Raw genomic sequence first — 13,283 nt, 5'->3', positions numbered from 1 at the left:
TTACCTGCCCGCAAGTGAGCACAGATTGAAGCCAGTCGGTGATATGTGGCACTTGACTGATGGAGAACTGGCTGGATTGGATCAGTGGGTGACTTCCACCAACCGCATCAGCAGGTCCATCCGGAGGAACCGAGGCGCGGCGGTGGTCGCCCTCGCGGCGGCGACGGCTCTGCTGGCGGGCTGTTCCTCCAAGGGCGACAAGTCCGGCAACCCCCTGACGGACGACGGCAAGGCCGCCGACGGCACCGTCGTCGTCGGGTCCAACAACTTCCCCGAGAGCACCCTGCTCGCCGACATCTACGGCGAGGCCCTCAAGGCCAAGGGGATCAAGGTCGAGTACAAGCCGAACATCGGCAGCCGCGAGACCACCTACGGGCTGATCAAGAACGGCTCCATCAAGGTACTGCCCGAGTACAACGGCGCGCTGCTGGCCTACCTCGACCCGAAGGTGAAGCCGACGACGACCGAGGCCACCACGACGGCCATCGAGGCCAAGCTGGACTCCAGGCTGACCCTGCTGGAGCCCGCGGCGGCGCAGTCCAAGGACTCGGTCACGGTCAACGCGGCCACCGCGAAGAAGTACAAGCTGACCGAGAAGTCCACCATCGCCGACCTGAAGGACATCGCGAAGGACCTGGTCATCGGCGCCTCGCCGGAGTTCCAGACCCGTCAGCAGGGCCTGCTGGGCCTGAAGTCCGTCTACGGCCTCCAGTTCAAGTCGTTCCGGGCGCTGGACGCGGGCGGCCCGCTCACCCAGGCGGCGCTGCAGAAGGACGCCGTGCAGGCGGCGGACATCTTCACCACGGACGCGACCATCTCCAAGGAGAAGTTCGTCGTCCTGCAGGACCCGAAGAACCTCTTCGGCTTCGAGAACGTCCAGCCGCTCGTCCACAAGGGCGCACTGCCCAAGAAGGGCGTCGACGCGCTCAACGCCGTCTCGGCCAAGCTCGACACCGCGACCCTGCTGGACCTGGACACCCAGGTGCAGGCCCAGAACAAGGACCCGCTGGACGTCGCCAAGGCCTGGCTGAACTCCGCGGGCCTCGCCTGAGGCCCGGTCCCCGCCCCGGTTCACCCTGTGACCCGGGGCGGTTCGGCCGACGCTGGACACTCCTACGGCGCTGAGCCAACGCCCACGCGACCCCGCGGAACACCGTGTGGGATTTCCGCGTCAAGGGGCGGGTCGATGGAAGAAATCCGCAGGCTCGCCGCTCCCGGTGGAGTCCGCCTCCCTGGTCCTCCCACGCTGGCCCGGGGCCGATTCCGGTCCCGTAGCGAGCCTGAGAGGAACCCCATGACCACGCAAGCGGTGGCTGTCGCCACTCCCTGCCGCAGGCGCTGGGCCGGCCTGGCCGCCCTGCTGCTCGGCGAGGCGATGAACCTGTTGGACGCGACCGTCGTCCAGGTGGCCGCGCCGGCCGTCCGTGCCGACCTGGGCGGACCGGTCTCCGAGGTGCAGTGGTTCGGCGCCGCCTACACCCTTCCGTTCGCCGTGCTGCTGATCACCGGCGGGCGGCTCGGGGACATCGCGGGCCGGCGCCGGATGTTCGTCCTCGGCGTCGCGGTGTTCACGGCCGCGTCCGTGGCCTGCGCGCTCGCACCGGCGCCGGGCCCGCTCATCGCCTTCCGGGCCGTGCAGGGCGCCGCGGCGGCGTTGATCATTCCGCAGACGATCGGGCTGATCAAGGCGATGTTCTCGGGGGAGGAGACGGCGAAGGCGCTGGGCAGCATCGGACCGGTGATGGGCCTGGCCGCCGTCTGCGGTCCCGTCGTCGGCGGTGTGCTGACCCACGCCGACCTGTTCGGCTCGTCCTGGCGGTCCGCGTTCTTCGTGAACGTGCCCGTCGCCGCGGTGGTGCTGATCCTCGCCCGGAACCTGCCGGAGAACCGCGCCCCGCACCGCCCGGCCCTCGACTGGCCCGGCACCGCCCTGGCCGCCCTCGGCACCGGGCTGCTCGTGTACCCGCTGATCGGCGGCGACCTCGGCCGACTCGCCGTGCGTGACTGGCTGTTGCTGATCACCGGAGTGCTGGTGCTCGCCGGTTTCGCCCGGCAGCAGCGGCGCACGGCCCGCCCCCTGCTGGAGCCCAGCCTGTTCACCCACCGCGGCTTCCCCGCCGCTCTCGTGACCTCCGCGGCCTTCTTCGCGGTGACCAACGGGCTGACCGTCGTGGTCGTCCTCCAGCTGCAACTCGACGCGCACACAGGTGTGTTGGCGTCGGGCCTGAGTCTGCTGCCGTGGTCCGCCGGGCTCGCCCTCGCGTCCTGGTGGGCGGGCTCGCGGCTGGTACGGCGGTACGGGCGCCGGGTCATGCCGTACGGACTCGGGGTGCTGCTGGCCGGACTGCTCGCAGCCGTGGCCGCCTACCGGACGACCGCGCCGGGGCATTTCCCGGTCCCGCTGCTGCCCGCCCTCGCCCTCGTCGGCCTCGGCGCCGGCCTGTTCACACCCGCCTTCTTCACCCTCGCCCTGCGGCCCCTGCGACCGCACGAGATCGGCTCGGCGGCCGGACTCCTCAACGCCGTCCAGCAACTGGGCGCCACGCTGGGGGTGGCCATGCTCGGCAGCGTGTACCTGTCCGGCAAGGGCGCGCACACCCCGCAGACCGCCTGCTGGGTGGCGGCGGCACTGCTGGCGGTGGCCTTTGCGGCCGCCAGCCGGGTCGGAACGGGGGAGGGGGAGTAGGCGGTCTCACCCGGCCCGGTGGGTGGGCGCCGTCCCGCGGCCTCGTGCGCGCGCCAGATCCGTCAGTACCGGACTCGCCGCCTTCAACGTACGCAGCACCGGACTGGTCTCCAGCGCATCGATCTCCCCGAGCGCGCCCAGCCGCCGGGTGAGGTAGCGGTGCAGGTCGGCCGGGTCGCGGCACAGGGCCTGCGCGACCAGATTGGTGCGGCCGGTGGTCGCGGCCACGAAGGCCAGCTCGTCATGGCCGGCCAGGGCGAGTCCGACCTTCTCCAGATCCGCCGGCCGCACCGACAGCCACAGCAGCGCCCGGGTGCGGACGCCGAAACGCGCCGCGTCCACTTCGACGTCGAAGAACAGCGCGCCCGCCGCCCGCAGTTCGGCCAGCCGCCGGGCCACGGTCGTGGGCGACCAGCCGGTCGCCCGGGCCAGCTCCCCCTGCCCGGCACGCCCGTCCCGCTCCAGCGAGGCGAGCAACTCAGCGTCCCCCGGCCCCGGTTGCCGTACCCCCTCGGTCCCGTCGTCGCACTCCGGCCGGGGCGGCTCGGCGGGCTGCCCGTGCCCCGTCGCGGCCACCGGGCCCCGGTACGCCAGCGCCTGCCGCTGCTCCTCGTCGAGAGCCTGGGCGCTGCGCCGCCAGTTGGCCGGTCCGCCCAGGTAGGTATGGAGCAGACAGTGCGCGGAGACGGCGGTGATGCCGCCGGTGCGCGGGACGTCGTGCAGCAGGAGGGAGCCGGGGGAGGAGTCCTCGGCCGGGGCGTGGATCACCGCCGTGATCTCCGTGCCACCCGAAGTCAGCTTCACCCAGGACGTGTCGGGCCGCCGCACCAGCGCCCCGGCGATGTCCTGTGCCGAGCGTGCCGTCGCCGTCAGCCGGACCAGCCACTGCGTGCGGCCCGCCCGGTGCGGGTCGGCGAGGCCCACCACGCGCAGCCCGGCCTCCGTGCGCAGCCGGCGGTAGCGCCGGGCGACGGTCTGCGCCGAGACCCCGAGCACCTCGGCGATCCTGCTGAACGGCGCCCGGCCGTCCAGGTGCAGCGCATGGACGAGGGCACGGTCGAGTTCGTCGAGCATGCCCCCATCCTCGCGCGGTCCGGCACTCTCAGAGGTCGAACTCGTGCGGCGGCAGGTCCAGGGTGTAGCACGCCTCGCGCACCACGGCCTGCTCCGTCTTGTCGAAGTCGCCGTCCGCGCCGCCGATCACGATGCCGATCTGGATCACGGCCCGCGCCTCGGCAGGCTTCTTCTTCGCCTTGGCGACCTCCTGCAGCACGCTCACCTTGCCGAAGGCGAAGTCGGCCGTCAGCTTGTTCAGGTTCTCCTCGAAGCGGCGGCGCAGGTCGTCCGCCGGGAAGTTCTGCAGCACCTCGTTCGTCGCGATGAGCTGGGCCACCCGCTGCCGCTCCGACGCGTCGACGGTCCCGTCCGCGGCGGCCACGAGCGCGCACATCGCCATGCTCGCGTCGCGGAACGCGCCGCTCTTCAGGTCGTTCTTCTTCGCCTCCAGCTGGGTCTGCATCTGCGACGCCGACTCCTTGATGCGGTCCCACAGGGCCATGCGCACTCCTCGTATCCACGGCCGGAGGCTCCCCCGGCACACCGGCCACAACTTCTACAGCACCGTAGAAACTAACGGGACGACCGGAAAGTTCCAGCCGTCCTGGACTGAATTCCCCGCGTACAGACCGCACACTGCCCGACACGCGGCTCGACACACATGACACAGAGGAAGGCGACAGGGGTGACAGCGCCCGGCACGGGCCACCAGGATCCCTCCGCCGAGGTGCTCACCGAGGCGGCCGTCGCCTTCGGACTCGAGAGCGATGTCACCGGGCTCGCCGAGCGGGTCGGTGGCGCGCTGCCCGCCGTCAGCCAGCACCTGACCAAGCTGAAGCTCGCCGGACTCGTCCACTCCCGCCGCGAGGGCCGCCGCCAGGTGTACTTCGCGGACGCCGCCGGACAGACCGCCGTCGTGGACGTCGTACGCCTGCTCGTCGGGCGCCTCGCCGAACGGGAGGCGGCCGCCGCGGTCCCGGCCCGCCGCCTCCGTGGCCTCTGAGCCGGTGACCGGAACGTCCCTGCGGGTGCTGCGGCGCCTGGACACCGGCCCGCGCGGGCTCACCGACGCCGAGGCCGCCGCCCGGCTCGTCACCCACGGCGAGAACACCCCGCCCCACCCGCGCACCACCTCCGCGCTCCGGCGCGGCCTGCGCGACCCGTTCACCGCCGTGCTTCTCGCCCTCGGCCTGGTCTCGGCGTCCGTCGCCTCCTGGGGCACCGCCGCGGTGATCCTCGCGCTGGTCACCGTCAGCTGTGCGCCGCGCGCGGCCGGCGAGCGGCGCGCCGACCGCTCGCTCGCCGCGCCGCGCGAACTGGTAGCCGGCACGGCCACCGTGCTGCGCCGCACGGACGCCACCGACGCCCCGCGCGCCCGCGAGGTCCACCTTCGGCGTCCTCGCGCTCGCCCTGGACGGTCCGGACGCCCTGGACGACCAGGCCGAGTTCCACTCGGGCTGGTTCACCGAGAACCTGCTCACCCAGGCGCTGGTCATGCTGCTCCTGCGCGACGGCCGGCGCCTCGCGCGCGGCGGTCGGCCCGGACCGGTCGGCGGCTCTCCTCGCCGTCGTCGGAGTGGCCGTACCGCCCAGTCCCCTGGGAGCGGCGCTCGGCATGACGGCCCTGCCCGCCGCGTACTACCTGCTGCTCGCGGCCGTCCTCGGCCTGTACGCCCTCGCGCTCGTTGCGGCGAAGGCCCGCCCCGGCACCTGCTGATCGCCTGCTGCTCGTCTCGTCCGGTCTCGTCGCGATCGTGTTCCGCTACGTCACACCCCGTCAGGCGGCCGTGCCCTCCGCCTCCTCCGGCAAGGCGTGTGCCGCCGCCCTCGCCTGCGCACGGCGTTCGCGGCGGCTGACGCGCGGCTCCTGGTCGGGGAGCCAGCCGAAGGTGAGGCAGCTGCCGGTGACACCCAGCAGGAGGCCGATGAAGAAGCCGCCCAGATTGGAGGTCACCCAGGTGCCCAGGGTGAGCAGGACGCCGGTGATGGAGTAGAACAGCCGCTGCGCGGGGTTGAAGAGGATCAGCAGTCCCAGCAGCGCCATCACCGACGGCAGCAGATACCCGGCCAGCCCCTGCATGCCGATGTGCATCACGACCTTCAGCGAGGCCTTCTCGGTCAGCAGGATCTCGCCGCCGGCCAGGGCGAGCAGCAGCCCGCCCCAGAACGGCCGACGGGCCCGCCATCCGCGGAACGCGGCCCGCGCTCCCTGATGTGGACGGTCGGCCACGGTGCTCAGCAACCCGAGTCGCTGAAGCGGAGCTTGAGGCCTGGAAGCTTGAACACGCCAGCGGTCGTCGCGTAGTTGGTCTGCCGCAGATTGGCGATGCGCACGGTGTCGGCCTGCTGGCTGAAGACCCCGATCGGACCCTTCACGCCCGCCTTGGTCAGGGTGCTGGCGTCGGTGCCGATCTCGATGTTGTTGAACGCCGCGTCGCCGGACAGCTGCGAGGAGTCGGTCGTCAGGTCGCTCGCGGTCACCTTGTCGGAACCGCTTCCCGCGGTGATCAGCAGGTTGGTGCCGCCGAGGTCGACGCTCTGGCACAGCTTGGTGAGCGTGGCGTTCTTGATCGCGGAGGTGACGATGAGTTCCTGTCCGCCGGTGTCCCCGGCGTTCGGACTGCCGTCCGCCATGGTGTCGAGACCGCCGAACTGCTCGAAACCGGTTCCGTCGAGTTCCGTCGCGGTGACCGTGAACGGCATGCCGGAGATGGCGAACTGCACGCCCAGCGCCCCTTGCGCGGTGAGGACCGCAAGACCGGCGGCGACGAGGGTGGCGGGCACCGCCATGACCGCGACCCGGCGCGCCCGGACCCGGCCCCGTCTCTCGCCACCGGTGGTCCCGGCGGTCCGCGGCGCTTCGGAGGGTGAACCGTTTCCCGGGTTCTCGGGGGTGTTGCCGGCGGACGCGACGTCCGGGGACGAGGCCATGTCTGCTCCCATGGGCATGGATCAATGCGGGTTGGGCTTCAGCGGCGCGGTGTCCTGGCGCGGACAGCGACTGTCGCGTACGCCTCCTCGCACCCCGGTGGAGCAAGGGCTTTCTCGTTACGCGGCAGTAGCCTTCCGAGGAAGTTACCGCCGGTTACTTCGGAGGGTCAAGGGAGATGTGAAAAAAGGGTGTCGGATGTGCGCGGAAAGCGACCGCAGTCCGGCAACTCCCTTTTCCCGCCTTGACGTTGACGGTTGATCAGGTCTACAACTTGCCCTGCTTCACGGATCCGTGGCGCCGGATCCGCCGAGCGGCACCGGCCGTGTTCTCCCGGCCCTCTCAGCCGGCCGCTCACCTCGGCTCACGGAAACCGTTTCACATCACCGCGGCCGTGCACGGTCCCTTCCTCCGGCCGTGCCCGACCGCTCCGCCGGCCCGGCCGAAGACCCTCCCCCCGAGGTCTTCGGCCGGTGCCCGGACTGCCGCCGTCGCCGGTCCGTCGCGTACGGAGAAGACGCCACGGCCCGGCGTCGGCGGCACCACGCGCCCCACCGCACCCTGCCGCACGGCACCCAGCACCCTGCCGTACGGCATCCGTCGCGCTCTGCCGCACGGCATCACCTGCCACCCCCCACCCCACCTCATCCGGACCCCACCCAGGAAAGAGGCACCCGCATGCGCACGCGATCCCTTCTCGCCCTCGCCGGCACCGCCGCCGCACTCGCCCTCGCGATGGCCACCCCCGCCTCCGCCGACGGCAGCGCCGTCCTCACCACCGGCAGCGCGGGCGGTACCGCCGCCGCGGTCGGCGACACCCTCACCGCGCCCCTGGCATCCGGCACGTCCGCCACGCTCTACTCCAGCGCGACCGGCACCAGCGGTGTCACCTGCAAGACCTCCCAGTTCACCGCCACGGTCACCGGCAACCCGACCGCCCCCGGCACGGCCACCGAGTCCGTCACCGGGCACACCTTCGACGCCGGCTCATGCACCAGCAACGTCATCGGTGTCACCGGCGTCAGCAGCATCACCGTCGACAACCTGCCCTACACGGCGACGGTCGCCTCGGACGGCACCCTCATCGTCTCCCCGGCCAGCGGCTCGACAATCCAGACCACGGTCAAGCTGAAGACCCTGCTGGGCTCCATCACCTGCGTCTACCAGGCGCCCTCCCTGACCGGGAAGGCGGACAACACCGACAGCAGCATCACCTTCACCAGCCAGCAGTTCACCAAGTCGTCCGGCTCGTCGCTCTGCTTCGCCAACGGTTACTTCACCGCCAAGTACGCGCCCGCGACGGACGGCGGCGCCCGGGTCTACGTCAACTAGGGCCAGATGCCGACGAGTTCATCGCCGTCGTAGTCGTACGGCGAGGGCGGCGCCCCCGGTGCACACCAGCACCGCGGCGGCGCCGCCCGCAAGCATGTGCGCGGAGCGCCCCGAGCCCGTCCTCTGCTCGGCCACCACGTGCCCCTTCTCGGGACCGGCCACCCTTCCCTCCTTCGGATCGGCTGCCTTACCCCTCTCCGGAAAGACCACGTCGGAACACGAGAAATAGGTGTCCGGCGTGCTGCTGTTCTGCCAGACGGTGTACAGGATCTGACGTCCCGTTCGGTCCGTCGGGAGCCTCGCGTCGATGTGGTACGCGCCGTTCCGCAGCGGCGGATCGGTGACCTGGGCGAAGGGCCGCTCCGGCAGATCGGCCCAGGCAAGCGGTTTCGCCGGGTCGTAACCGGGCTTGGTCAGATACAGCCTGAACGTGCCCGTGTGCGCGATCGTCGAGGCGTACGTCAGCGTCAGTGCGCCGCCCGGCGTGAGCCGTGTCGCCGGCCAGTCCCGCCGCGCCAGGTCCAGGCCCCGGTACGCCGGCAGGTTCCCGCTGCACAGACGGCCGTCCGGAATCACCTGCCGGTCGCGGCCGTTGACCCCCGCCACGCGCAGGTTGTCCCACGCCGTGAACTTGGCGCCGCCCGCTGCGACCGCCGCCCGGCACGCCGCCGAGCGAGCGGCGTCGCCGCCCTCGGGGGAGCAGGCGTACACCCGGCTGACCGGGGCCGTCGGGGCTCCGTGCGCCTGGGCAGGCCCCGCCGCCCACGGCAGAAGCAGAAGCGGGGCCGCCGCGACGGCCGCCATGATGCTCAGGCGGGCGGTCATCCGAGTCATCCGGGACATCTCCTCGGCGGGCGCGGGAACGGGGTCTGCGGGTTCCAGTACGACGGAGGCGTTCGGCGCGTTCAGCCGGCCCCGGCGCATGAGTGATCCAGGGGCGTGAAAGCACCGACCGGTTGGGATGTTTCGCGCCTGCTCCAAGGCCCCGTTGAGGAGTCGGTGGTCGGCCTCGTATCGTGGCGATCATGCGTCCGGCACCCGTCGCCCCCCGGCTGCCGAGAGCGGCCGGGTAACGAAGGGGGAACCGTTCTGGTCTTGCCTCTGGTCTCGTCCGTTCATGGACCGCCGAGGGACTCGCGCACTGCCGGATCCGTGGGTGACACGTGTCGTGTCACTGATGCGCACCCCCGACTCCCGCTGCCGCTTGGTGAGATATCGTGTGCAAGGGGTTAAGAAGAAACCGCATGTCCCGTCCGTTTCAAGCCGCGAGGAGGGGTCCCAGGATGGCGAGGCAGTTACGCGCCGAGCAGACCCGGGCAACGATCATCACGGCCGCCGCCGATCTGTTCGACCGGCACGGCTACGAGTCCACCAGCCTGAGCGACATCGTCGCACACGCGAAGGTCACCAAGGGCGCGTTGTATTTCCACTTCGCGGCCAAGGAGGACCTGGCCCAGGCCATCCTCGAACTCAACGCCAAGGCCGGGCAGCAGCTCGTCGCCGAGGTCGAGAATCGCGGCTGCTCGTCGCTGGAGGCCCTGATGCGTGCCACGTTCGGGGTCGCGAGGCTCGCCGTGGAGGACCCGGTGCCCCGTGCCGCGCTCCGTCTCGCCACCGCCGACATCGCCGTACGGCCGCCGCTCAGCCACCCGTTCACCGAATGGCTGGAATTTGCCACCAGGAAGTTCACGGCAGCCGTCAGGGAGTCGGATGTGCACGGTGATCTCGATGTCGGCATCGTCGCGCACTCCCTCGTCTCCTTCTTCGTCGGCACCCGGGTCGCCGGACGTTCGCTGGAACCGGTCGGTCGGCTTCCGCGTAGGATCGCCGAGATGTGGCACCTGCTGATCCGGGGCCTGGTTCCGGTGCACCGCCGCCCCCGCTACGTCACGCTCGCGACGCAGCTGGAGCGGGAGATCAGGACCGCCTGACGCGCGCGATACGGTGACGGACATGCCCGACACCCCGTTCGCTCCGGTGATCCTCGGCAACGAACCCGGCTCGTTCCCGCACGGCGTGCTGGCCGAGCGGCACCCCGCGATCATCGGGCAGGTACGGGACGCCTTCCCGTACGGCCCCGGGCAGCACCGGGCGCTGGATGAGCTGCTGAAGAGCTGCACCGAGGGGACGGTCGGGCCGCTGCCCGCCGATGCGCCCGACCGGGACCGGTGGCAGGAGTGGGGCCTGGCCGACTGTGCCGGGCGCTCCTGGTACGACGTGCCGTGGCTGTGGTCCGAGAGCTACTTCTACCGCCGGCTGCTCGACGCCGTCGGCTGGTTCGGCCCCGGCACCTGGCAGGGCATCGACCCTTTCCGCCCGTCCAAGCGCGCCGAACTCGACGCTCCGGAGACCGACGCGGAGCTGGCCGCGCTGGACGCGCTGCCCGGCCTGCCGGAGGAGGAACGGGCGCGCGCCCTGCTGCACGGCTCGCTGTGGGGCAACCGCGCCGACCTCGGCTTCCGGCTCTCCGCCGAAGGCGCGAAGACCCGTGACCCGGCCCCCGCCCTGGTCGCCGACGACAGCGCGGCCCTGTGGTCGCTGCTGCCACCCGGTGCCGAGGCCACGCTCGTCCTGGTCGCGGACAACGCGGGCCGCGAACTCGTCCCGGATCTGCTGCTGATCGCCCATCTCCTCGCCGAGGGCCGGGCCGCGCGTGCGGTGCTGCACGTCAAGCCGTACCCGTACTACGTCTCCGACGCCACGACCGCCGACGTCGTCGACGCGCTGCACCGGCTCCGTACGGCGCCGGGTGCGGCCGGCGGATACGCGCGCGTGCTCTGGTCGGCCATGGCGGACGGCCGCCTCAACGTGCGCGCCCACCCGTTCTCCTGCGCCCCGCTGCCGTACGAGCGGATGCCGGACGACCTGCGCGCCGAGTTCGCCGCGGCCATGCTGACCGTCTTCAAGGGCGACCTCAACTACCGGCGTCTGGTCGGCGACCGGATGTGGCCTGCGACCACGCCCTTCCAGGAGGCGACCGCCTACTTCCCCGGCCCGGTCGCCGCGCTGCGCACCCTGAAGTCGGATGTGATCACGGGCCTGTCCGCGGCGACCGAGGCCGCGCTGGTGGCGGCCGAGGACCGGCGCTGGCGCACCGCCGGCACCCATGCGCTGATCCAGGTGGACGTCAAGTGACCTGCAACGGAAGCGACTTGATGCCGTTGATGAAGTTCGACACGAGCCGCTGCGCCGGTGCGGCCAGCCGTGGCTCGGGGAGTGCGCGCAGCACCTCCTCGTAGAGCAGCCGTAGTTGCAGCCGCGCGAAGTGGGCGCCCAGGCAGACGTGCGGGCCGTCGCCGAAGGACGTGTGCGGGTTGGGGGAGCGGGCCAGATCGAGCCGGGCGGGATCGGTGAAGACCCGCTCGTCCCGGTTGGCCGAGGCGTGGAAGACCACGACCTTGTCACCGGCCCGGATCCGCTGTCCCGCCAGCTCGGTGTCGCGCGCGGCGGTCCTGCGGAAGGTCAGCACGGGCGGATGCCAGCGCAGCAACTCCTCGACAGCACAGGGAAGTTCGAACTCCCCGTCCCGCAACGACGCATAGGATCCGGGGTGTTCCGCCAGTGCCAGGAGTCCGCCGGGGGCCGCGCTGCGCACGGTGTCGTTGCCCGCGACGGTGAGCAGGAAGAAGAACATCTCCAGTTCGGCGTCGGCGAGTTCGGCGTCACCGGCGAGAGTGGTCATGACGTCGTCGGCCGGGTGGCGCCGCTTGTACGCGGCCAGCTGTCGCGCGTAGGCGAACATGTCCTTCAGCATCACCGGGGAGCGCGGGTTGACCGGCCTGCCCGTCCCGTCCAGCTGCGGCGGGCCGGCCTCGTCCGGGTCCTGGTAGCCGATGACGCGCTGGGTCCAGTGCAGCAGCAGCCGCCGGTCGCTCTCCGGGACGCCCAGCAGGTCGGCCAGGTTGAGCAGGGCGTACTCGTCGGTGACGGCGGCCACCAGATCGACCGTGCCGTCCTCCTCCCGCGCCCGCTGGAGCGCCCCGGCGAGCAGGGCGTGCGCCCGCTGCCGGGCGACGGCCGCGAACCGGTCGACCCGGCCCGGAGTGAACGCCCGGCTCACCAGCCGCCGCAACCGCCCGTGCCCCGGCGGATCCTGATTGAGCATCATGCTCCGGATGAAGGGCAGGTCCTCCGGGTCCGGATCACGGATCTGGGTCGCGCCGAGGTGGGAGGAGTACGTCGTCGCGTCCTTCAGCACCCGGACGACGTCCGCGTGCCGGGTGACCGCCCAGAATCCCGGACCGGCCGGCCAGCCCAGCACCTCCGGCTCCTCCTGCCAGGCGACCGGATGGTGGTCGCGCAGCACGCGATAGTCGTCATGGGGCACACCGGCGGCGTACCGGCGCGGGTCGAACACATCGGGTACCGGCGGGGCCTCGCGCACCCTCACGCCTCACCGGCCTCGGCCAGGGAATCAGCCGCGGGACGCGCCGGCTGCCCGGCGTCGGCCCGCAGGAAGTCCTCGACCACGCGGATCAGTTCGAGCGGGCACTCGTCCATGGCGTAGTGCCCGGCGAACGGCAGGGCCACGAGTTCGGCCCGCGGATACCAGGACAACCAGGTCTGCCGCATGACCTCCGGCGACAGGGCCGGGTCGAGTCCGCCGGCCACTGCCAGGGCCGGCACCTCGCTGCCCTCGACGTCGGCGTGGAAGTCGTCGCCCGCCCACGAGTCCAGCCAGGCCCGGAACGCCTTCACGTCGCTGCGCTCCAGCGAGCGGGCGACCATCCGGTCCAGCCAGGCCGCGGGGCGCCGGCCGCCGGTGGTGAAGTCGATGATCGCGCGCCGGTTCTCCGGCCGGTGCGCGGCGTCCGTGAACAGCGCGGCCTGCTCGCCGGCCAGCGGTACGCCCGAGGCGGGCACCGGCGAGACACCGACCATCCGGCGCAGCCGGTGCGGGACGAGGGCCGCGAGGCGCTGTGCCACCGCGCCGCCCATGGAGTGCCCGATCACCGAGAACCGCTCCCAGCCCAGCCGGTCGGCCAGCTCCACCAGGTCCGCGGCCGCCTCGGCCGTCGTGTACGCGCCCGCCGCGTCCCGGGCCTCGCCGTAGCCGCGCAGGTCGACCAGGGCGTAGGTGAAGGCGGTGCGGTCGAGGTCCGGCAGGACGGGGGCGTAGGCGGACCGGTCGGCGAACCAGCCGTGCACGGCGAACACCTTGTGGGTGCCGTCGCCGTGCACCTCATGGGGCAGCACAAAGGAGGTCATGGGCCTACCGTGGCCCGCCGTCAGGACCACGGCAAGGGCGCGGAGGGGGCATACGGGCGGTCCTCGCGGTGT

13 protein-coding genes and 1 pseudogene are annotated in these 13,283 nt (G+C 71.9%); 7 read left to right on the top strand and 7 right to left on the bottom strand.

Annotated features, from left to right (window positions below):
- The first annotated feature begins 88 nt into the window (after positions 1–88).
- Both AB0L75_RS02630 and AB0L75_RS02625 read left to right on the top strand, forming a co-directional pair.
- Entirely contained in the window at positions 89–1,051 is a 963-nt protein-coding gene (locus AB0L75_RS02630) for an ABC transporter substrate-binding protein (RefSeq protein WP_365174281.1), read from the top strand.
- A gap of 243 nt (positions 1,052–1,294) precedes the next feature.
- Positions 1,295–2,686, top strand: a complete 1,392-nt coding sequence (locus AB0L75_RS02625; protein ID WP_365174278.1) for an MFS transporter — start codon at positions 1,295–1,297, stop codon at positions 2,684–2,686.
- Positions 2,687–2,692: 6 nt separating this feature from the next.
- Here the strand turns inward: AB0L75_RS02625 and AB0L75_RS02620 are convergent, their stop codons facing one another.
- The gene (locus AB0L75_RS02620) at positions 2,693–3,760 is read right to left on the bottom strand and encodes an AsnC family transcriptional regulator (RefSeq protein ID WP_365174275.1); all 1,068 of its coding nucleotides are present in this window, start codon (positions 3,758–3,760) and stop codon (positions 2,693–2,695) included.
- 28 nt (positions 3,761–3,788) lie between these two features.
- A complete protein-coding gene (locus AB0L75_RS02615) occupies positions 3,789–4,244 on the bottom strand; it encodes a TerB family tellurite resistance protein (protein ID WP_365174273.1) in 456 nt (151 codons plus the stop codon).
- 183 nt (positions 4,245–4,427) lie between these two features.
- Here AB0L75_RS02615 and AB0L75_RS02610 point away from each other — a divergent pair, with 183 nt between their 5' ends.
- On the top strand, positions 4,428–4,745 hold the full coding sequence (locus AB0L75_RS02610; protein WP_365174270.1) for a transcriptional regulator: 318 nt from the start codon (positions 4,428–4,430) through the stop codon (positions 4,743–4,745).
- A pseudogene (locus AB0L75_RS02605) lies at positions 4,735–5,094 on the top strand (cation-transporting P-type ATPase); the annotation flags it as partial. The gene AB0L75_RS02610 and the pseudogene AB0L75_RS02605, both read left to right, overlap by 11 nt.
- A 425-nt stretch (positions 5,095–5,519) precedes the next feature.
- On the opposite strand, the gene AB0L75_RS02600 reads toward AB0L75_RS02605, so the two are convergent.
- Positions 5,520–5,972, bottom strand: a complete 453-nt coding sequence (locus AB0L75_RS02600; RefSeq protein ID WP_365174267.1) for a DUF6114 domain-containing protein — start codon at positions 5,970–5,972, stop codon at positions 5,520–5,522.
- Positions 5,973–5,977: 5 nt separating this feature from the next.
- Complete coding sequence (locus tag AB0L75_RS02595; protein WP_365174874.1) at positions 5,978–6,673, bottom strand: DUF6230 family protein; 696 nt, start codon at positions 6,671–6,673, stop codon at positions 5,978–5,980.
- A 676-nt stretch (positions 6,674–7,349) separates the two neighbouring features.
- Between AB0L75_RS02595 and AB0L75_RS02590 the strand changes: the two genes are divergently transcribed.
- On the top strand, positions 7,350–8,003 hold the full coding sequence (locus AB0L75_RS02590; protein ID WP_365174264.1) for a Tat pathway signal sequence domain protein: 654 nt from the start codon (positions 7,350–7,352) through the stop codon (positions 8,001–8,003).
- An 18-nt stretch (positions 8,004–8,021) separates the two neighbouring features.
- Here AB0L75_RS02590 and AB0L75_RS02585 read toward each other — a convergent pair whose 3' ends face one another.
- On the bottom strand, positions 8,022–8,837 hold the full coding sequence (locus AB0L75_RS02585; protein WP_365174262.1) for a lytic polysaccharide monooxygenase: 816 nt from the start codon (positions 8,835–8,837) through the stop codon (positions 8,022–8,024).
- Positions 8,838–9,286: 449 nt separating this feature from the next.
- Here AB0L75_RS02585 and AB0L75_RS02580 point away from each other — a divergent pair, with 449 nt between their 5' ends.
- Both AB0L75_RS02580 and AB0L75_RS02575 read left to right on the top strand, forming a co-directional pair.
- A complete protein-coding gene (locus tag AB0L75_RS02580) occupies positions 9,287–9,934 on the top strand; it encodes a ScbR family autoregulator-binding transcription factor (RefSeq protein WP_365174259.1) in 648 nt (215 codons plus the stop codon).
- 22 nt (positions 9,935–9,956) lie between these two features.
- Positions 9,957–11,138: a damage-control phosphatase ARMT1 family protein gene (locus AB0L75_RS02575; protein ID WP_365174257.1), complete on the top strand. Its 1,182-nt coding sequence runs from the start codon at positions 9,957–9,959 to the stop codon at positions 11,136–11,138.
- Here the strand turns inward: AB0L75_RS02575 and AB0L75_RS02570 are convergent.
- Entirely contained in the window at positions 11,131–12,393 is a 1,263-nt protein-coding gene (locus AB0L75_RS02570; protein WP_365174255.1) for a cytochrome P450, read from the bottom strand. The genes AB0L75_RS02575 and AB0L75_RS02570 overlap by 8 nt on opposite strands.
- Positions 12,390–13,211 carry an alpha/beta hydrolase gene (locus AB0L75_RS02565; protein WP_365174253.1) on the bottom strand — a complete coding sequence of 274 codons (822 nt, stop codon included), beginning with the start codon at positions 13,209–13,211 and terminating at the stop codon, positions 12,390–12,392. Before AB0L75_RS02565 ends, AB0L75_RS02570 begins: the two co-directional genes overlap by 4 nt.
- Between the last annotated feature and the right edge of the window lie 72 nt (positions 13,212–13,283).

Origin of the sequence: Streptomyces sp. NPDC052101 (assembly GCF_040680235.1) — a bacterium.
Classification (GTDB): domain Bacteria; phylum Actinomycetota; class Actinomycetes; order Streptomycetales; family Streptomycetaceae; genus Streptomyces.
The sequence above is the reverse complement of the archived record's forward strand: the minus strand, read 5'-3'. Positions and strand labels throughout refer to the sequence as shown.

Coding starts and splice junctions, on each gene's coding strand:
- AB0L75_RS02580 (WP_365174259.1), top strand. CDS start 9,287: ATGGCGAGGCAGTTACGCGCCGAGCAGACCCGGGCAACGATCATCACG.
- AB0L75_RS02565 (WP_365174253.1), bottom strand. CDS start 13,211: ATGACCTCCTTTGTGCTGCCCCATGAGGTGCACGGCGACGGCACCCAC.
- AB0L75_RS02615 (WP_365174273.1), bottom strand. CDS start 4,244: ATGGCCCTGTGGGACCGCATCAAGGAGTCGGCGTCGCAGATGCAGACC.
- AB0L75_RS02575 (WP_365174257.1), top strand. CDS start 9,957: ATGCCCGACACCCCGTTCGCTCCGGTGATCCTCGGCAACGAACCCGGC.
- AB0L75_RS02585 (WP_365174262.1), bottom strand. CDS start 8,837: ATGACTCGGATGACCGCCCGCCTGAGCATCATGGCGGCCGTCGCGGCG.
- AB0L75_RS02590 (WP_365174264.1), top strand. CDS start 7,350: ATGCGCACGCGATCCCTTCTCGCCCTCGCCGGCACCGCCGCCGCACTC.
- AB0L75_RS02620 (WP_365174275.1), bottom strand. CDS start 3,760: ATGCTCGACGAACTCGACCGTGCCCTCGTCCATGCGCTGCACCTGGAC.
- AB0L75_RS02595 (WP_365174874.1), bottom strand. CDS start 6,673: ATGGCCTCGTCCCCGGACGTCGCGTCCGCCGGCAACACCCCCGAGAAC.
- AB0L75_RS02625 (WP_365174278.1), top strand. CDS start 1,295: ATGACCACGCAAGCGGTGGCTGTCGCCACTCCCTGCCGCAGGCGCTGG.